At 64.4% G+C, this 18,764-nt stretch carries 19 protein-coding genes; 16 read left to right on the forward strand and 3 right to left on the reverse strand.

What is annotated here, in order from left to right:
* Nucleotides 1–220: 220 nt before the first annotated feature.
* The 10 genes from lptF to IVB07_RS21825 all read left to right on the forward strand — a co-directional run bounded on the left by lptF (nt 221) and on the right by IVB07_RS21825 (nt 10,555).
* Entirely contained in the window at nt 221–1,390 is a 1,170-nt protein-coding gene (gene lptF / locus IVB07_RS21780) for an LPS export ABC transporter permease LptF (RefSeq protein WP_018459093.1), read from the forward strand.
* A complete protein-coding gene (gene lptG / locus IVB07_RS21785; protein ID WP_018459094.1) occupies nt 1,387–2,484 on the forward strand; it encodes an LPS export ABC transporter permease LptG in 1,098 nt (365 codons plus the stop codon). The genes lptF and lptG overlap by 4 nt, the downstream gene beginning before the upstream one ends.
* A complete protein-coding gene (locus tag IVB07_RS21790) occupies nt 2,484–4,973 on the forward strand; it encodes an LPS-assembly protein LptD (RefSeq protein WP_247766670.1) in 2,490 nt (829 codons plus the stop codon). The genes lptG and IVB07_RS21790 overlap by 1 nt, the downstream gene beginning before the upstream one ends.
* Nucleotides 4,974–5,042: 69 nt before the next feature.
* Nucleotides 5,043–5,969 (forward strand): SurA N- domain family protein, encoded by a 927-nt coding sequence (locus tag IVB07_RS21795; RefSeq protein WP_026233734.1) that lies wholly within the window; start codon nt 5,043–5,045, stop codon nt 5,967–5,969.
* Nucleotides 5,969–6,985 (forward strand): 4-hydroxythreonine-4-phosphate dehydrogenase PdxA, encoded by a 1,017-nt coding sequence (gene pdxA / locus IVB07_RS21800; RefSeq protein ID WP_018459097.1) that lies wholly within the window; start codon nt 5,969–5,971, stop codon nt 6,983–6,985. The genes IVB07_RS21795 and pdxA overlap by 1 nt, the downstream gene beginning before the upstream one ends.
* On the forward strand, nt 6,982–7,842 hold the full coding sequence (gene rsmA, locus IVB07_RS21805; protein ID WP_018459098.1) for a 16S rRNA (adenine(1518)-N(6)/adenine(1519)-N(6))-dimethyltransferase RsmA: 861 nt from the start codon (nt 6,982–6,984) through the stop codon (nt 7,840–7,842). Before pdxA ends, rsmA begins: the two co-directional genes overlap by 4 nt.
* 16 nt (nt 7,843–7,858) lie before the next feature.
* Nucleotides 7,859–8,917 carry an alcohol dehydrogenase gene (locus IVB07_RS21810; RefSeq protein WP_018459099.1) on the forward strand — a complete coding sequence of 353 codons (1,059 nt, stop codon included), beginning with the start codon at nt 7,859–7,861 and terminating at the stop codon, nt 8,915–8,917.
* Nucleotides 8,918–9,007: 90 nt separating this feature from the next.
* Nucleotides 9,008–9,169 (forward strand): Flp family type IVb pilin, encoded by a 162-nt coding sequence (locus tag IVB07_RS21815; protein ID WP_018459100.1) that lies wholly within the window; start codon nt 9,008–9,010, stop codon nt 9,167–9,169.
* Nucleotides 9,170–9,240: 71 nt separating this feature from the next.
* Nucleotides 9,241–9,477 (forward strand): hypothetical protein, encoded by a 237-nt coding sequence (locus IVB07_RS21820; RefSeq protein ID WP_018459101.1) that lies wholly within the window; start codon nt 9,241–9,243, stop codon nt 9,475–9,477.
* Between the two features lie 361 nt (nt 9,478–9,838).
* Nucleotides 9,839–10,555 carry a Crp/Fnr family transcriptional regulator gene (locus tag IVB07_RS21825; RefSeq protein ID WP_018459102.1) on the forward strand — a complete coding sequence of 239 codons (717 nt, stop codon included), beginning with the start codon at nt 9,839–9,841 and terminating at the stop codon, nt 10,553–10,555.
* Nucleotides 10,556–10,564: 9 nt separating this feature from the next.
* Here IVB07_RS21825 and IVB07_RS21830 read toward each other — a convergent pair whose 3' ends face one another.
* The gene (locus tag IVB07_RS21830; RefSeq protein WP_018459103.1) at nt 10,565–11,302 is read right to left on the reverse strand and encodes a Crp/Fnr family transcriptional regulator; all 738 of its coding nucleotides are present in this window, start codon (nt 11,300–11,302) and stop codon (nt 10,565–10,567) included.
* A gap of 158 nt (nt 11,303–11,460) precedes the next feature.
* Between IVB07_RS21830 and IVB07_RS21835 the strand changes: the two genes are divergently transcribed.
* Together IVB07_RS21835 and IVB07_RS21840 are read left to right on the forward strand one after the other, a co-directional pair.
* Nucleotides 11,461–11,700, forward strand: coding sequence for a hypothetical protein (locus tag IVB07_RS21835; protein WP_018459104.1), 240 nt, complete (start codon nt 11,461–11,463; stop codon nt 11,698–11,700).
* Between the two features lie 17 nt (nt 11,701–11,717).
* Complete coding sequence (locus IVB07_RS21840) at nt 11,718–12,419, forward strand: Crp/Fnr family transcriptional regulator (RefSeq protein WP_018459105.1); 702 nt, start codon at nt 11,718–11,720, stop codon at nt 12,417–12,419.
* A gap of 63 nt (nt 12,420–12,482) precedes the next feature.
* On the opposite strand, the gene IVB07_RS21845 is transcribed toward IVB07_RS21840, so the two are convergent.
* Nucleotides 12,483–13,097, reverse strand: a complete 615-nt coding sequence (locus tag IVB07_RS21845) for a hypothetical protein (RefSeq protein ID WP_018459106.1) — start codon at nt 13,095–13,097, stop codon at nt 12,483–12,485.
* Between the two features lie 166 nt (nt 13,098–13,263).
* Nucleotides 13,264–14,256: a LysR family transcriptional regulator gene (locus tag IVB07_RS21850; RefSeq protein ID WP_018459107.1), complete on the reverse strand. Its 993-nt coding sequence runs from the start codon at nt 14,254–14,256 to the stop codon at nt 13,264–13,266.
* 113 nt (nt 14,257–14,369) lie between these two features.
* Here IVB07_RS21850 and IVB07_RS21855 point away from each other — a divergent pair, with 113 nt between their 5' ends.
* From IVB07_RS21855 to IVB07_RS21870, 4 genes are all read left to right on the forward strand, one after another.
* Entirely contained in the window at nt 14,370–15,350 is a 981-nt protein-coding gene (locus IVB07_RS21855) for a tripartite tricarboxylate transporter substrate-binding protein (protein WP_018459108.1), read from the forward strand.
* A complete protein-coding gene (locus IVB07_RS21860) occupies nt 15,350–15,961 on the forward strand; it encodes a protocatechuate 3,4-dioxygenase (RefSeq protein WP_026233735.1) in 612 nt (203 codons plus the stop codon). The genes IVB07_RS21855 and IVB07_RS21860 overlap by 1 nt, the downstream gene beginning before the upstream one ends.
* 791 nt (nt 15,962–16,752) lie before the next feature.
* The gene (locus tag IVB07_RS21865; protein WP_247297476.1) at nt 16,753–18,099 is read left to right on the forward strand and encodes a caspase family protein; all 1,347 of its coding nucleotides are present in this window, start codon (nt 16,753–16,755) and stop codon (nt 18,097–18,099) included.
* 28 nt (nt 18,100–18,127) lie between these two features.
* Nucleotides 18,128–18,616 carry a hypothetical protein gene (locus tag IVB07_RS21870; protein WP_018459111.1) on the forward strand — a complete coding sequence of 163 codons (489 nt, stop codon included), beginning with the start codon at nt 18,128–18,130 and terminating at the stop codon, nt 18,614–18,616.
* Nucleotides 18,617–18,764 lie beyond the last annotated feature (148 nt).

The raw sequence follows: 18,764 nt of genomic DNA on the forward strand, positions 1-18,764 counted from the left end.
CACCCCCCGTGGCCGAGGGGCCACAACGAGGGAAATATTAACCATATATTGAGGGTGCCACGGGGCAGCCATTTTGTTGACGGATCAAAGGGATGGTACTGAGAGAGTAAGCCGGCGGATGAGATGGTTGGCCGACCTTGGGGATCCTCTTGCGGGGATTGGTTGGACAGGCGGAATTCCGGCCGGCATTGGGGACTTGGTGGGATTCGTGCGGTAGCGCATGGGGTCAATCGATAGGTATATCTTCCGCACGACGCTCGCGTCGTTTGCGCTGGTCCTGGTCAGCCTCACGGGCGTGATCTGGATTACGCAAGCGTTGCGCGGCATCGACCTGATGACGAGCCAGGGTCAGACCATCCTGACCTTCCTCGGGATCACCAGCCTCGTCGTGCCCGCGCTGGTCCTGATCATCTCGCCGATCGCGCTGATGATCGCGATCTCGCATACGCTGAACAAGCTCGCGACCGATTCCGAGATCATCGTGATGAATGCCGCCGGCTTCTCGCCATTCCGGCTGTTCTATCCGTTCTTCTACGCCACCTGCGTGGTGGCGCTGCTGGTCGCCTTCATCGCGGCCTATCTCGCTCCCGACGGCATGCGGCGGATCAAGCAGTGGGACGCCGAGATCACCGCAGACGTGCTCACCAACATCCTGCAGCCCGGCCGCTTCGCCCAGCTCGACAAGAACCTGACGATCCGGATTCGCGAACGCCAGCCCGGCGGCATCCTCGCCGGCATCTTCATCGACGACCGCCGCGATCCGAACGAGCGGGTCTCGATCGTCGCCGAGCACGGCGAAGTCGTGAAGAACGAGACCGGATCGTTCCTGGTGCTGGAGACCGGCAATCTCCAACGCTTCGAGGCCGGCAAGCGCGATCCCGCGCTGGTGGCGTTCGGCCGCTACGGCTTCGACATGTCCAAGTTCTCGGGCCAGGGCCGCGACGTCACCCTCGGCATCCGCGAGCGTTATCTCTGGGAGTTGCTCTCGCCGTCCGAGGACGATCCCGTCTACAAGCAGATTCCCGGCCAGTTCCGCTCGGCCCTGCATGACAGCCTGCTGGCGCCGATCTATCCCTTCGCCTTTGCCGTGCTGACCTTCGCGTTTCTGGGTGCGCCTCGCACCACGCGCCAGAGCCGCAATTTCTCGATCGGCTCCTCGATCCTCGCCGTGTTCGGCCTGCGCATGGCCGGCTTCGCCTGCTCGGTGATGGCGGTGAAATCGCCGGGCGCGGTGCTGGTCCAATATGCCATGGTCATTGGTGCCATCGGCGTCGGGCTGGCGATCATCATTGGCGGCCTTGTGGTCGAACCGCCGCCGCGCCTCATGGAGGCCATCAACAGGTCGAACGCGCGCATTGCGCGGCTGTTCGGACGGCCGGCCACCGCATGAGCATGCTCACCAACACACTCGGGCGCTATTTCGCCGGCCGTTTCGTGGTCGCGGCGCTCGGCGTGTTCGCCGGCATTTTCCTGCTGCTGGTGCTGGTCGATTACATCGAGATGGTGCGCAAGACCTCAGGACTCGCATCCGCCTCCGCAGTCATGGTGGCCGAGACCTCGCTGTTCCGCGTGCCGCAGCTTTTGGAGAAGCTGACGCCGTTCTGCATGCTGATCGGCGCCATGACCTGCTATCTCGCCCTCTCCCGCCGGCTCGAGCTCGTCGTCGCGCGCGCCGCCGGCGTCTCCGCATGGCAATTCATCTCGCCGGCGCTCGGCAGCGCGCTCCTGATCGGCGTGATCGCCACCGTCGCCTACAATCCGATGTCGGCCAATCTGCGCGAGCTGTCCAAGCGCATGGAAGCCGAGCTGTTCGGCTCGGCGCCCGGCGGCGGCATTCAGGACGCCTCCGGCTTCTGGCTCAACCAGAAGACCAGCGACGGCGAGACGATCATCAATGCGGCGCGCAGCGAGCAGCAGGGTATCCGGCTCACCGGACTCACGCTGTTCCGGTTTGACACAGAGCAGCACTTCAAGGAACGGGTCGAGGCGCGCGAGGCGACGCTCGAGGCCGGCCGTTGGCTGTTCAAGGGCGTCCGCCGCTTCTCGCTGGATTCGCCGCCGGTCGATCAGGCCAGCCTGGAGATTCCGACCACGCTGACCGAGGCCCAGGTCCGCAACAGCTTTTCCACACCCGAGACTGTGTCCTTTTGGCAACTACCGAGCTACATCCGCTCATCCGAAAGCTCGGGCTTCGCGACAGCCGGATACCGACTCCAGTATCAGAAGCTTCTGGCACAGCCGTTTTTGCTTGCAGCCATGGTGATGCTCGCGGCCTCCGTGTCGTTGCGCTTCTTCCGGATGGGCGGCGTGCAGAAGATGGTTTTGAGTGGCGTGGGCGCAGGCTTTCTGCTCTACGTTCTGTCGAAAGTGACTGAAGATTTGAGCAAGGCTGAGTTGATGCATCCGATCGCTGCGGCGTGGTTGCCCGTGGTGGTGGGCGGCCTCACCGGCTTTTTGGCCTTGCTGTATCAGGAGGACGGATAGTGACGGCCGTCCACCGAGGGCCCGTGTCTCGTTTGACGCGGCGCACATTGGTGCGCGCGAACGGGTGTGGCTTGTCCATTCGCAGATTCCTGCTTGCTGTCGCCGCCGTGGCATCGCTCGGTGGCGTGATGGACGTTGCCGCCGTGACGCCGGCATCCGCCCAGAGCTTCACCTACAATCCGCTGCCGCCGCGTGCGAAGCCGCCGAAGGCCGTCAACGACAACCAGATGCTGGTTCAGGCGACCGAGGTCGATTACGACTACAACAATTCGCGCGTCTCCGCGGTCGGTAACGTCCAGCTGTTCTACAACGGCACCAGCGTCGAGGCCGACAAGGTCATCTACGACCAGAAGACCAAGCGGCTCCATGCCGAAGGCAACATCCGTATGACGGATGCCGACGGCAAGATCACCTATGCCGAGATCCTGGACCTGTCCGACGACTACCGTGACGGCTTCGTCGATTCGCTGCGCGTTGATACGGCCGACCAGACCCGCATGGCGGCGAGCCGCTCCGATCGCTCCAGCGGCAACTACACGGTGTTCGAGAACGGCGTCTACACGGCCTGCGCGCCGTGCAAGGACGATCCGAAGAAGCCGCCGCTCTGGCAGGTCAAGGGTGCGCGCATCATCCACGACCAGCAGGAGAAGATGCTGTATTTCGAGACGGCGCAGCTCGAATTCTTCGGCGTGCCGATCGCCTATATGCCCTATTTCTCGACGCCCGACCCGACCGTGAAGCGCAAGACCGGCTTCCTGATGCCGGGCTTCACGTCGAATACGCCGTTCGGCTACGGCGTCGAGGTTCCGTTCTACTGGGCGATCGCGCCCGACATGGACGCCACCTTCAACCCGCGCATCACGTCCAGGCAGGGCGTGCTGTTCCAGGCCGAATTTCGCCAGCGCCTGATGGACGGCGCCTATCAGATCCGCGTCTACGGCATCGACCAGCTCGATCGGAGCGCGCTCGCTGGCCAGCCCGGCGACAAGCAGTTCCGCGGCGCCGTCGACACCAAGGGTCAGTTCGCGCTGAACGACAAATGGGTCTGGGGTTGGGACGGTGTCCTGATGTCCGACTATTATTTCTTCTCGGACTATCGGTTGTCGCAATATCGCGATCCGCTGGGCTCGTTCCTGTATCTGCCGACGGATGCACTCTCGCAGCTTTACCTGACCGGTGTCGGCAATCGCAGCTTCTTCGACGCGCGCACGATGTACTGGCTGAGTTACTCGGGCAACCAGAACCAGGTGCCGGTCGTCTACCCCGTGATCGACTACTTGAACGTGCTGAACTATCCAGTCTTCGGCGGCGAGTTCAGCTACAAGACCAATTTCGTGAACCTGTCGCGTGACACCGCGGTGTTCGATCCGATCACGACGCTCGCCAACACCAACAGCCTGTGCACGACGGTGTCGGCCGATCCGCTCGCGCGTACGCCGTCGCAGTGCCTGCTGCGCGGCTTCCCGGGTACCTACACCCGCCTGACGGCGGAAGCGCAGTGGCGCAAGTCCTTCACCGATCCGTTCGGTGAAATCTGGACGCCGTTCGCCATTCTCCGCGCCGACGCGATCAACTCCTCGGTCTCCAACCAGCCGGGCGTGTCGAACTATTTGCCCGTCGGCGATACCCAGGCGCTCCGCCTGATGCCGACCGTGGGCCTCGAATACCGCTACCCCTTCATCAACGTTCAGCCCTGGGGTTCGACCACCATCGAGCCGATCGCGCAGATCATCATCCGGCCGAACGAGACCTATGCCGGCAAGCTCCCCAACGAGGACGCGCAGAGCATGGTGTTCGACGCCTCGAACCTGTTCAGCGTCGACAAGTTCTCCGGCTACGACCGTGTCGAGGGCGGCGGCCGCGCCAATGTCGGCGTGCAGTCCACCACGCAGTTCGACAGGGGCGGAGCCATCAAGACGCTGTTCGGCCAGTCCTACCAGCTGTTCGGCATGAACTCCTTCGCGGTCCAGGACTCCATCAATACCGGCGTGGATTCCGGCCTGCAAAGGCCGCGCTCCGACTATGTGGCGAGCGCCGCCTATTCGCCCAACAGCACCTATACGTTCAGCGTTCGCTCGCGCATGGACGAGCAGACCTGGAACGTGCAGCGCTTCGAGGCGGAAGGCCGCGCCAACTTCAACCGCTGGTCAGTCAGCATGCTGTACGGCAATTACGCGGCGCAGCCGGAACTCGGCTATCTAACCCGCCGCGAGGGCATCCTGACGTCAGGCTCGATCAAGCTCGCGGCCAATTGGGTGGTCACGGGCTCGGCGCGCTGGGACCTTGAGGCCAACAAGATCAACCAGTATGTGCTCGGTGCCGGCTACGTCGACGATTGTTTTGTGCTCGGCTTGAACTATGTAACTGCGTATAGCTATTCCGCAGGCTCGACCCCGCCCGTGCTGAACCACGCGATCATGTTCCAGATCGGCCTGCGCACGCTGGCGAACACAGCGACCACCAGCAGTTCCGGCGGCGGACTCCAGTGAACGGTTTGAAGGTGCCGGCCGCGTGTTCCCGATCGCAGGTTCACCTCGGCTGACATGCGAGCGACAAATATGACGATCCCATTGCCTGTCTTCCGCCTCTTCCTCATCCTCGCCGCCCTGCTGCTGGCCGGCGCGCCGTTGCGTGCGCAGAACATCGTCTTGATGGTCAACGGCGATCCCATCACCGACTTCGACATCGAGCAGCGCTCCAAGCTCGACCAGCTGACGACGCAGAAGACACCGGCCCGCCAGGACGTCATCAACGAGCTGATCGACGACCGGGTGAAGATGAAGGAAGGCAAGAAATATGGTGTCGACCCCGGCGTCTCCGACATCAACCAGTCCTACGAGGGCATGGCGCAGCGCATGCGCATCTCGCCGGACCAGCTCACCAAGTCGCTCGAGGTCAAGGGCGTCCGCCCCGAAACCCTGAAGAGCCGCATGAAGGCCGAGATGGTCTGGACCAGCCTCGTGCGCGGCCGCTTCAAGGAGAAGCTGCTGGTCGGCGAGAAGGACGTCGCGCAGGCCGTGCAGGCCCAGACCGGCGACAAGCTGCAGATCGAGGGCACCGAATACAAGATGCAGCCGATCGTGCTGATCGTGCCACGGGGCTCGTCGCCGGCGTTCCTGGAGACACGGCATAAGGAAGCCGAGCAGTATCGCTCGCGCGTCGGAAGCTGCGAAGAAGCCAATTCGCTGTTCCGCTCCACGCCGAACGCCACCATCCGCGACGTCGTCACCAAGACCACCGCTGAATTACCCGAGGCGCTGCGTAAGGTGCTCGACGACACGCCGATCGGCCACCTGACCGCGCCCGAGACGACCAAGGCAGGCATCGAGATGGTGGTGCTGTGCTCGCGCAAGCCGACCATGATCGACACGCCGAAGAAGCGCGAGGTCCGCGAGAAGATGTATCAGGAGAAGTACGAGAAGACCCAGAAGACCTATCTCGAGGAGCTCCGCAAGGCGGCGATGATCGAGTATCGCAACCGCTGATGGCCAAGCAGCCTGCCAAGCCCCTCGCCCTGACGCTGGGAGAGCCTGCCGGCATCGGCCCCGACATCACCATCGCAGCCTGGCTCAAGCGCCGCGAACTGGACCTGCCCGCCTTCTATCTGCTCGGCGACGAGGCGCTGATCGCCCGCCGCGCCAAGGCGCTCGGCGCTGCCGTCAGGATCGCTTCGGTGACCACCGGCGAGGCCGAGGCCGCCTTCCCCCAGGCCCTGCCCGTGGTTGCGTCCGGCGAGCCCGCGAGCGCCGCGCCCGGCAAGCCCGACGCATCGAGCGCGCCGGCCGCGCTCGCCTCGATCCGCCAGGCGGTCACGGATGTCCGCGAGGGCCGCGCCGGCGCCGTTGTCACCAATCCGATTGCCAAGAGCGTGCTCTATCGTGCCGGCTTCCGCCATCCCGGCCATACCGAATTCCTCGCAGAACTCGCCGCGGAAGACGGCCCCACGCCGCAGCCGGTGATGATGCTGTGGTCGCCGCGGCTCGCCGTAGTGCCCGTGACCATCCACGTCTCCTTGCGCGATGCACTGGCCCAGCTCACCAGCGAGCTGATCGTCTCGACCGTGCGCATCGTCGCGACCGAACTCAAATCCCGCTTCGGCATCGCGAATCCGCGCATCGCGATTTCCGGCCTCAATCCGCACGCGGGCGAGGACGGCTCGCTCGGCCACGAGGAGCAGACCGTGATCGCGCCGGCGATCAAGACGTTGCGGGGCGACGGTATCGAGGCGAAGGGACCGCTCCCCGCCGACACCATGTTCCACGAAGCCGCGCGAAACAGCTATGACTGCGCCGTCTGCATGTACCACGACCAGGCGCTGATCCCGATCAAGACTGTGGCCTTCGATGACGCGGTCAACGTCACGCTCGGACTGCCCTTCATCCGCACCTCGCCCGACCACGGCACCGCCTTCGACATCGCCGGCACCGGCAAGGCCAATCCGGCAAGCCTGATCGCTGCGTTGAGGCTTGCGAGCCGGATGGCGGCTGCGAAAACCCGATGAGCACGATCGATGACCTCCCGCCGCTTCGCGAGGTCATTCGCCAGCACGCCTTGTCGGCGCGCAAATCGCTCGGCCAGAACTTCCTCCTCGACCTCAATCTCACCGCGCGCATCGCGCGTGCGGCGGCTCCACTCGAGGATTCCACCATCATCGAGATCGGCCCCGGCCCGGGCGGGCTGACGCGCGCCCTGCTCGCGCTCGGCGCCAGACGCGTCATCGCCATCGAGCATGACGAGCGCGCGATCCCTGCCTTGCAGGATATTGCTGCGCGCTATCCCGGCCGACTCGAGATCGTCCATGGCGACGCCATGACCTTCGACCCGCGCCCGCTGCTATCAGGCGAAAGAGCAAAAATCGTCGCCAACCTGCCCTACAACATCGCGACCCACCTCCTCGTCGGCTGGCTCACCACCGAACCCTGGCCGCCCTGGTACGAAATGATGGTCCTGATGTTCCAGCGCGAGGTCGGCGAGCGCATCGTGGCGCGCGAGGACGAAGAGGCCTTCGGCCGACTCGGCGTGCTCGCCAATTGGCGCTGCGAGACCAAGATCCTGTTCGACATCGCGCCGTCCGCCTTCGTGCCGCCGCCGAAGGTTACGTCTTCCGTTGTGCGACTGATCCCGCGCGAAACGCCTCTCGCCTGCGATCGCAAGCTGCTCGAACAGGTCGCGGCCGCCGCCTTCGGCCAGCGCCGCAAGATGCTGCGGCAAAGCCTGAAGGCGCTCGGCGCCGATCCCGCGCGGCTCGCCGCAGCTGCCGGCGTCGATGCGACGCGGCGCGCGGAGACCGTTCCGATTTCCGGCTTTGTTGCCATGGCCCGTGAATTGGCCAATATACGCAGCGAAACAGAGAGATAATTTCGGAGGAAGAAATATGGCGTTGATGCGTCGGCAGTCCCTCGTCAAGTTCGATGCGCCGCTGTGCGAGACCATCGTCGAGACGCCGAAGCCGCAAGGTCGAGAGGTGCTGGTGCGGATCGAGCGTTGCGGCCTCTGCCACTCCGATCTGCACATCCAGGACGGCTACGCCGATCTCGGCGGCGGCAAGAAGCTCGACACCACGCGCGGCATGACGCTGCCCTTCACGCTCGGCCACGAGATCGCGGGCGTGGTCGACGAAGTCGGCCCCGAGGTATTCGCCGGTCTCGTCGGCAGCAAGAAGGCGGTGTTTCCGTGGATCGGTTGCGGCCAGTGTCGCGACTGCGCCAATGGCGACGAGAATCTCTGCGCCAGACAGCGCTTTCTCGGCGTCTCCATCGACGGCGGCTTCGCCACCCACGTGCTGGTGCCCGACGCGAAATATCTGCTCGACTACGATCCCCTGCCCGTCAACCAGGCCGCGACGCTGATGTGCTCCGGCGTCACCGCCTACGGCGCGCTCAAGCGCCTGGTCGACCGGCCGCGCCAGCGCAACCTCCTGCTGATCGGCCTCGGCGGTGTCGGCATGATGGGCCTTTCCTTCGCGGCGGCCATGTTCAAGCAGCCGATCACGGTCGCCGACCTCAGCGGTGCCGCGCGCGAAACCGCGCTGAAGAACGGCGCGGCGGTGGCCTACGATCCGGCCGAGCCCGACGTGGTCAAGCGCATCCTCAAGGAAACCGATGGCGGCTTCGACGAGATCGTCGACTTCGCGGGCAACGAGAAGTCCATGGCTTTCGCGGTCGCCGTCGCCGCGCGCGGCGGCAAGATCGTGGTCTCCGGCCTGATGGGGGGCCAGTTCACGTTGCCGATGGTGCAATGGGTCTACAAGCGCATGACCATCGAGGGCTTCATGGTCGGCACACTCACCGAGGCTCACGAGCTGATGGCGCTCGCCCGCGCCGGCAAGATCAAGCCGACGCCGATGCGCGAGGAGCCGATGGCCGACGTCCAAACATGGATCGACGAGCTTCGCGCCGGCAAGGTCGTCGGCCGCATCGTGCTCAAGAACTAGAAACTGACGCAGACCCGTGTTCCAAATTGGGGAACCCGCTCTCTGCAGAATACGGTCCTCGCCAGCTCTCTTTTTGGATTTCTGGCAACCATGCAGACGATCCGCCGCTTCCTCGCCGACGAGTCCGGCGCCACAGCGATCGAGTACGGCCTGATCGCCGCTGGCATTGCGCTTGCGATCATCGCCGTCGTCAACAATCTCGGCGCGACGCTGAACAAGAAGTTCACCTCGATCGGCAGCTCGCTGAAGTAGCGGGCACGCGCGCCAATTCAAAGCATTCGTCTGTCCCGCGGAACGGCAACGGCCGCGCCGCGTTGGCAGCCATGTCCATTCGCTGCACCGTCGAGAACGCATTCTTCATCGCCTGGAGTTTCCTGGAGCAGAGCGGAGAGCTCGGCTCCCCGGACGAGACGGCGAACGTCCTGCTCGACGCCATTGAGGCCCAGCTCAGGACCGGCGAGCGCCGGCAACTGATGCTCGCCAACAGGGCGATCGATGCCTATCGCGCCCACGCGGAAAAAGGCCGGCCCGCGCACGATTGCGAAGCACGCTTCGGGTGACGAACTTCGGGTGATGAACATCCCGGCCGCCCTCGGGCCCGCCGGCCCGGCGGCGTTGAGGTATAGGCCGGCGGTCCGTCGGGCAGAGCGCACGGGCTGCGGCGCTCCGCGACGAGCGCGCTACGCTGGAGCCGCGCCCCTGCTGTGTGCACTCCTGCACAGAGCTCGCAATGTTGAAGGCCGCTGGGTTCGGCTGCGCCATTGCCTCGTCCCATGCCTCGCCAAAACTTTCTGGAATTCCGCAAGCCGGAGGCCATTTTTCAACGGCTGAAAAACGCCTTGTGTGCACTTTGGAACCGTCGGCTCCGTCACGGAAACGTAGGGTTCTGGCCGGTGCCGATTCCCGGCCAGAGCAAGACATGTGACCGGTCGGCCCCAGAACGATCTTCTCCAGCAGCTCAGCCGCCCGGATTTCGAACTGCTCGCGCCGCACCTCCAGCCGGTCGAACTCGAGGCGGGCCACATCCTTTATCATGCCGGCGACGAGGTGGCGGCGGTCCATTTTCCCTGCCGCTCCACGCTCGTGTCGTTCGCCGTGCCGGTCGAGGACGATCGCGAGGTCGAAAGCCTGCTGGTCGGGCGCGAGGGCGCGGTGGGCATTGCCGCCGGCCGCAGCGCCTCGCTGGCCTATTCGCGCATCGTCGTGAAGCTGGGCGGCACCCTGCTGCGGCTGCCGCCGCGCGTGCTCGAGCAGGCCCAGCAGAGGTCGGCCACGCTTCTGCAAATCTTCTCTCGCTACGCCGACTGCCAGTTCGCGCAGCTGCTCCAGACCGCGGCCTGCAATGCCGCGCATTCGATCGAGCAGCGCGCCGCCAAGTGGATCATCTCCGCGCAGGAGCACGTCGGCGGCCCCGAGATCCCCCTCACCCATGAGCAGCTGGCCGGCATGCTCGGCGTGTCCCGCAGCTATGCCAGCCGCGTCATCCAGATGTTCAAGGCCAGGCGGATCCTCGCGACACGCCGCGGCGCCATCCTGATCCTAGATGCGCCGGCGCTCGAAGCCAGAGCCTGCTCCTGCAACGACTGGGTGAAGAAGCACTTTGACGAGGTGATGGGACGCACGGCCGCGGACGGTTAGCTTTAGGTCTCACGCATGCGGCGGCGATTGGCGCTTCAAGTGCAGATAGGTCGGACTGAAGCCTCCGAGCCGCTGCAATTCGCGCCATTTCATGACGATGAGCTCGCCGTCGTGCATGTCCATGGTCCCGCTCCGCCTGAGGTCGGCGAGCGTCCGGTTCACCGTCGCGATCGCCATACCCAAGGTCTCGCCGAGCTGCGCCAGGCTGAGCGGCAGGCGGCAGCGATTGCCGCGGACGAGCTGCGCTGCGCGGGCGCGGTAGAACAGCTCGCAGAACAGGTGTGCCATGCGCGCGTGCATCGGCCGGGCGCTGTTGTTGGTGATGGCCTCGCGAAAGATCGCGGCATCGAGCAGGGTCTCGCGCCAAACCGACAGTGCGAAGGTCGGCCGTCGCCGGAACGCAATGAACAATTCGCGATGCGGGATGAAGGCCACCGAGGCAGGCCCGAGGGCGCAGAGGCCATGGTCCATCTGGTCGATGAACAAGCCCTGGGAGTCCGGCAGGTCGCCGGACAGATGGAACGCGAGGTATTGCCGCCGGCCGCTGTCGAGCAAATGGTAGCGCGCGATCATGCCGGAGACGACCAGCGCCGAATGCTCGGGTTCGTCGCCCTGACGGATGAAATCCTCGTTCGGCGCGAACTCGCGCTGCACAAAGGTCAGCCCGCGAATTTCGGCGACATCCTCCTGGGCGAGTGCGGTGTGCTCGCCCAAGTTCCGGATCAGCACGTCATGCGCTTTTTCCATAGGTCCCGCCAAAAATCCTGCCGGTTCGATCAAATGATACATCTGGCCCGTATCCAGCGGACTAGAACGCGGGTCGGAAGCACAGGTTGCTACCGGTCTGCGACATTACTTGGTCGCAGCCCACCGTCCCTCGATCGCTGACTGCGCCCGCCATTCGCATGAGCTCTACGACGATCCTGAAGCGCATTCGCCACCTGTTCGCATCGGAGTCGGGCGAGCACCTGGACAGTATCAGCGCTGCCTTCCAGCGAGGCACGCTGAAGGAGCCGGCGCGGCCGATGTCGGATCAGGAGCTTGCGCGCGCCATCCGCGAGTTCCAGGCGGTTCCCGTGTCCGATTGGACCATCGCGAAACTCTCACGATGCCTGCTCGAGCCGGCGATGCCGGGTGACGACTGAAACACCTCCTCCTCTCCATGCCGCACCCCAAGTTCATCGCACATCTCCAGGCGATTGAAGGCCTCTCCGACGACGAACGCCGCCAGATCGCGGCTCTGCCGTCCACGCTGCGCCAGGTCTCCGACGGCGAGACCCTGCTGCGCCAGGGTGAAGATACCTCTCGCTGCGTTTTCGTCGTCAGCGGCTTCCTCTATCAGGCGCGCATCGTCGGCGATCGCAGCCAGATCCTCGCCTTCCACGTTCCCGGCGACATGCCGTGCCTCCACACGCTGCTGGTCTCGCCGATGGATGCGGACCTCGTCGGTCTTGGCCCTTCCCTCGTCGGCTACGTCGCACACAGCCAACTCAAGCAGCTGCTCGACGGCTCCATTCACCTGACCCGCGCGTTCTGGCGCGAGACGCTGATCGATGCGGCGATCTCGCGACAATGGATCGCGCGCCTCGGCGCACAGGCGGCACTGCCGAAGGTGGCCCATCTGATCTGCGAGCTCGCCGCAAGGCTGGAGGTCGTGGGCCTCGTCAAGAACGGCCGCTTCCAGATGCCGATGACGCAGCGGCACGTCGCCGATGCCTGCGGACTGTCGATCGTCCACGTCAATCGCACCATCCAGGAGCTGAGAGGGCGCCGATTGATTGCCTGGGAGGGAAGCGAGATCGAGCTGTTGCAACCCGACGAGCTCCGCGCGCTCGCGGATTTCACGCCGGATTATCTGACCTGACAAAGACGGGCGGCGTCCCAACGAACGACATTCGAACCGGCACAGCAAAAGCGATCCCCCGCCTCACGATCGCGATGGCTTTATCCGCCATGATTTGAGCAACGGGCCGCCGGCACCCAGCACGGGATCGGTCTTCGGCTTGCGGACCTTGGCGACGCGTTTGCTGGCGTCAGGACGCTCTCGCGTGTCGGTGCACTCGTCATACGTCCCCTCCTGCGGATACGCTCCGACGACCAGGAAGTCCCGGCTGGACTCGATCAGTCGGTGTCCGGTCCCTGCGGGAAGGACCAGAACATCTCCGGCCTTCACGCTCAGGATTCGCCCCTTGATCCCGCCGCACTCGATCCTGGCCGTGCCGCGTGCCACGCCCATCACTTCGTGGATCTGCGAATGATAGTGGACAAAGTCATAAACCGTATCGCGCCAAGAGCGGCCCCAGCCGTGACGATCGAACAGCGTGTCGATGATGACCTCTGGAGCAAAACGCCGGGTCTTCAGGTTCACCGCGCCGCGATAGAGCAAGACGGGAAAATGCGGGTTATTCGGCACGATGCCATCGTCCTGGAAACGGATGGCTGTCGGCTTCCGAGCCCGCACGAGCGCCCGCAGCGTTGCCGCGTCGGGGTGATCCTCAACGAACTTCTTGGCGAGATTTTTGATCTGGTCCTTGATCGGCATGGCGTCTCCTCAGCCGCAATTAAACGACGGCCGGAAGCATAAGTTTCCCGAGGTGATCCGGTTGGACCGCCATCTCCTCGGCGTCATTTCCGGCGAAGACAAGCATTCCAGAAATCGTTCCGCGGCAGCACTCCGGAATGCTCGCTGCGCTCGCCCGGCCACCGCCTTACCCCGGGGTAGCCGACGATGGCCGCGCAGGAGCGGAACGACGCGCGTTTCGCTTACCTGCGAGCGGCTTTGCGACCTCCCGGGCGCACTCGACGAGCAGCCGCTGAGCAGGGTTTGGCGTTCTGCCCTTCATCGCAATGATCCCGATCGGCCACATCTGAATAGGCATTTCCACCGGTAAAACCTTCATCGACAGCCGCTTCGCGCTGAAGTGCAACATCGATGCCGGAAGGAAACTCAGGAATCGTTCCGACGAGAGCAACGCCGACTGCATAAGGATCGAATACACGGTTACGCTGGCACGTGGCACCTCCAGCCCGGAGGCGTGAAATGCGTTGGCAATCCAGCCGCCCGGAAAGCTTTCGCGCGGCGGCAGGCACCAACGCTCGTTGACCAGCTCGTCGAGGCGGATCTTGCGCCGCCCCACCCACGGACTGTGCAAGCCTGCGACAACGACACCGCTTTCGTGCAACAGCACTTCGACGTCGGTATCGGCAGCGGGTGTCGGGCTCGGCAGGCGCCCTATCATGAGGTCGATGTCGTGATTGCGCAGATGACGATCCTGAAGCTCCGGCGGTTCGCCCTCGATGATGTGAAGCGCGAGCCTCGGATATTGCCGGGATAGCCGGTCAATGATGGCCGGCAGTAGTCCGGCCATCACGGGCTCGGTGCTGCCAATGCGCAATTCACCCACCGCGGGATCAGCGAGCGATTGCAGCTCGTCGACGCCACTCCGCAAATCGTTGCACAAAGCAATGCTGCGCTTGAGCAAGGCCTTGCCGTAAAGCGTGGGCTCAACGCCGAGCCGGCTGCGCTCCAGAAGCGGAAGGCCGATCGTTTGCTCCAGGCTTGCGATCATCTTGGATATGACAGGCTGAGAAATGGCTAGGTGCTCGGCCGCCTTCGCCATGCTCCCGTATTCCACGACGGCGATAAACACGTTCAGTTGCCGCAGCTTGATCCGACGGCTGATCTGGGATGCATCGAGCATGCGACCCTTTCCGAAATGGAATAGAACTATCGAGAAATAGAACTTTTCTTATATAGATCCGCGGGACAAGCTGCAATTCGCGTTACCCTCCACCGCCAAGGTTTGGAGCAGCCATGTCGAACATTCATGTACCCCGTCGCACCTTCCTGTTCGGAAGCCTCGCGGGATTGTTGCTGCCCGGCCAGGTCGCCGCGCAACCTTATCCGTCCAATCTCATACGTGTTGTAGTCCCTGCCGGCGCGGGGACACCGCCCGACATCATCAGCCGCATGATCGCCGACGAGCTCGCCGCCAATGAAGGCTGGCGACTTGTGGTGGAAGATCGCCCCGGTGCGCTGCAGACCATTGCCATGAACGACGTGAGCGGTCGTCCGGCGGACGGCTATACACTGCTGACCATGAGCCTTCCGATGACGGTCACCCCGGCCCTGCTTCCGAAGGCGGAGACACGGGCGGATGTGGATTTCGATCCGGTGATCAAGATATCGAAATCCTACACCGTGCTCGTTACAACGCCTTCCTTGCCGGTCGACTCGTTAGCCGGTCTGGTGGCGTTGCTCAAGAGCAAGCCAGGGAAGCTCAACTTCTCTTCCGCGGGCTTCGGCACCCCCTCGCACCTGATCGGCGAAATGTTTGCATTGCAGGCGGGCGTGCGCGCCACCCACGTGCCCTACCAGCAGTTTTCCCAAGCAATCACCGATCTGATCAGCGGCAACGTCCAATACATGTTTGTCACCACGCTTCCGGTTATTGACCTCATTGCGACCGGCAAGTTGCGAGCGCTTGCCGTCACCGCCCCCACCAGGATTGCTGCCCTGGGAGACATTCCCACTGTGATCGAGGCAGGCTTTCCCGATCTGGTGACAGCCGATTGGATCGGCTTTGCAGCGAAGCGTGGAACGGCTGCGGAAGTAACGTCGCAGCTCAACAAGGCAATTAACAAGGTACTTCTCGAGCCGAAGATCCGTGCTTCCCTCGACAAGATAGGAGCCGTAGCCGTGGGTGGCACCGCCGCAGAATTTGGTGAGGGAATCCGGAGTGACATCGCCCACTGGGCCAAGGTCGTCAAGGATGCGGATATCAAGCTGCCTTGATGAGCCAGACCCCATCCAAAGCCCAGACGAGTGGCCGCGATGCAGCAGCATTGGCGATCACGCCGCCGCAGATTGTCGGCCCGTTCTACCCGGTCTCGGAGCACCCCGATCTGGCAACCGATCTGGCGCGTCCAAGCGGCAGCACCGCTGAGGCGCTGGGCCAGCTCATCCATCTCAGCGGACGCGTGCTCACGCGTTCGGGAGCGCCGGTGCCGCATGCACGCATTGACATCTGGCAAGCCAACGCGGCGGGGAAATATCGTCATCCGAGTGATATCAATCCGGCGCCGCTCGATCCCAATTTCAAAGGCTTCGCGCGTCTCACAACGGATGCGGCCGGGCACTACAGCTTTCGTACCGTCAAACCGGGCCGCTATCCGACAGCAGAGGGCGAGGTCAGGCCGCCGCACATTCATCTCACCGTTGAGGGGCGGTTCGATTGCCTGGTGACCCAGTTGTATTTCGCTGGCGAAGAAGAAAACGTGACCGACCGCTGGCTCAATGCGGCCCCGCATCCGGAAAGGTTAATCGTTACTCTGCAAAATTCGCCATCACGCCTTGAGAGGCATGCGTTGATCGCGCATTTCGACATTGTTCTTGCCAGCGGATGACAAGCGTTTCAGGTGGCTCCAAGCCCGATTTGGGTCGTTCGCCACCGGCGCTGACGCGTCGGGCAAAACACCCCCGTCAAGGCCTCCGCGCAAAAATATTTCGCTTTTCCGAATTTCGGATTTGTGGCATACGCCCGTCATCCTGGCCCTGCCAAAGGGGCGTTCGCGACCGTCACGACATGCGGGCCGGGTGGCGGTGGACGCGGCAGCGACGGCGCGGGCGGCGTGACGACAGGGCGGGCAACCGTGAGTCCTCGCGCGACGCGTACGACACGGCGCTGGAGAGCGGGCTTGTCGGTCATCGGGGGTGAGCACACGCAAGCCCTCGATGATTTCGGCCGGACCGTCCGCGGATGGAGAAGTCGTGTGGTCCTGACGCCCGGGGTCTGTGCGTCAAGCCTCGCGGTGATGTGGCGGCCCGACCGGGCGCGCGCATCATCGATCGGCCAGGCGACGGGGGCAATAGTGCATCGCTCCCCGGGGAGAGCACGAAGGACACCGTTAAAACCATCCGCGCAGGGAAGGCCGGGCGATCGGCCACCCTATCGGTCCACCCCGTGTGCATTCCTGTAGCGCACGGACCAACGGGTGCCGCCGGCGCCCGGCCTTCCCTGCGCCCTTTGGCCTCCAGTTGGGCGATGAACGGCAGCAAGGTTCGGGCAGAATCTGCCGCGGGAACGCGCAAGCGTGCGCCCTCCCCGGCGCGACCGGCCAACGCTGTACACACTGTCGCACCGCTTTTCGCCCGCGCCTCGAGCTGGTAGAATGGCGATATTGTTTGGGGAATTTTGATGCGCGCGAGGATTTTCAATCGCGTCCCGGGGCTGGCGATGCTGGTCGCAGCCCTGCTCGTCGTCGCAACGCACCCGGCATCGGCCGAGAAGCGCATCGCGCTCGTGGTCGGCAACTCCGCCTACAAGAACATCACGCCGCTCGACAATCCATCCAAGGACGCGAGCCTGATGGCGGACACGCTTGGCCTGCTCGGCTTTACGCTGGTCGGAGGCCGCGCCCAGCTCGATCTTGACAAGGGCGCGATGGATCTGGCGGTGCAGAGCTTTGGCCGGCAGGTGCAGGGCGCCGACGTCGCGCTGTTCTATTATGCCGGCCACGGCGTGCAGGTCTCGGGCGCCAACTATCTCGTGCCGGTCGGCGCCAATCCGACCCGCGAGGCCGACGTCGACTTCCAGATGACCGATGTCAACCTCGTGCTGCGCCAGATGCAGGGATCGGGCACGCGCCTCAACCTCGTGATCCTGGACGCCTGCCGCAACAACCCCTTCGGCTCACGCGGCCTGCGCGCCTCCGATGGCGGCCTCGCGCAGATGCGCGCGCCCGAGGGCACGCTGATCTCCTACGCAACCCAACCCGGCAACGTCGCCCAGGACGGCAGCGACGGCCACAGCCCCTACACCAAGGCCTTGGCCGCGACGGTCCGGACCGCGGGCCTCGACGTGTTCCAGACCTTCAACCAGGTCGGCCTCGCGGTGAAGCGCGCCACGTCCGGCGCGCAGCAGCCCTGGGTGTCGTCCTCGCCGCTCGACGGCACCTTCTATTTCGTCGCCCCCACGCAAACCGCGCCGCCGCAGGTCGCAGCGATGCAGCCCGATCCGCCGCCGGCGGATCGGCTGCGCGCCGATCCGGACCGCGTCCCCTTGCGCGATGCCGCCCTGCTGAGCGAACTCAGCGAGCGGCTCTACGAGCTCAATTTCGATCCTGACAGCCCTGATGGACTGACCCGCGCGATCACGAAACTCCAGCAGCGGATTTCCATGGCGCCGACGGGCGAAGCCACCGAAGGCCTGCTGTTGCGGATGCGCAAGATGGAGGACCTGAAGCCATGGGGCTCGATCGTCTACGGCCCCGACGGCAGCAAATGGGGCATCTCCTGGAACCACGCCTCGCGGCGCGCGGCGGTGGCGGATGCGCGCGGCAATTGCGCCGGCGCCAAATGTCCGATCGAGCTGTCTTTCTATGGCAACCGCTGCGGCGCGTTCGCGATCTCCGACAAATCCTGGTCGCTGGTCCAGCGCGACAGCGTGCAGCGCGCGAAAGATGCCGCGCTTGACGAATGCGGCAAGGCTGGCAAAGCTTGCCGCATTATCGGTTCCGTCTGTGCCGACGGCTCCGGCCGCTGATACGATTTTTCATTCTGGATTTTTACTCATGCGCGCCATCATCCCTGCGATTGCCCTGACCGTCTTCCTGTCCGCCGTCGGCGCTCCACCGTCCGCCGTTGCGCAGTCCGGCAGCGCCGGCGGCTCGATCGGCAATGACGAGAAATCGCTGTCCGGCTCGCGGTCGGATCGTTCCGCCGAGCCGGCGCCCTCGGCGCGCCGCAGCAAGCCCGCCGAGGAGCCGCGCAGCTCCTCGCGACGCGGTGGTGGAGGCGGTGGCGTGAGTTTCGACGGCGCCTGGATGGTCGTCAGCGTCGGCTGCGGCGGCACCACGTCCGGCGCGGTCGTGGTCTCCTCGGGCAAGGTCATAGGCCAAGGCGTCACGGGTACCGTCAGCGCGAGCGGCGCGGTCAGCACGTTCGGTCAAGGCGATGGCGTGACCTTTACCGGCTCGGGCCGCCTCGCTGCCCGCAGCGGCTCCGGTTCCTTCCGCCGCTCGGACGGCTGCGGCGGAACCTGGACTTCGACCAAGCAATAGCAGCGAAAAAGTCTGGTTTCGCGGGGGAACGAACGCCGCGCAAGCCCGATTCAGGCCACATCCTCTCCGGATTTGCGGCTCATTGCCACCCAAGTCTTTGACGACAAAGGGAAGGTAACGAGTTGCGTCATGCGTAATCGGGAGACCA

This window comes from Bradyrhizobium sp. 172, assembly GCF_023101065.1.
Classification (GTDB): domain Bacteria; phylum Pseudomonadota; class Alphaproteobacteria; order Rhizobiales; family Xanthobacteraceae; genus Bradyrhizobium; species Bradyrhizobium canariense_D.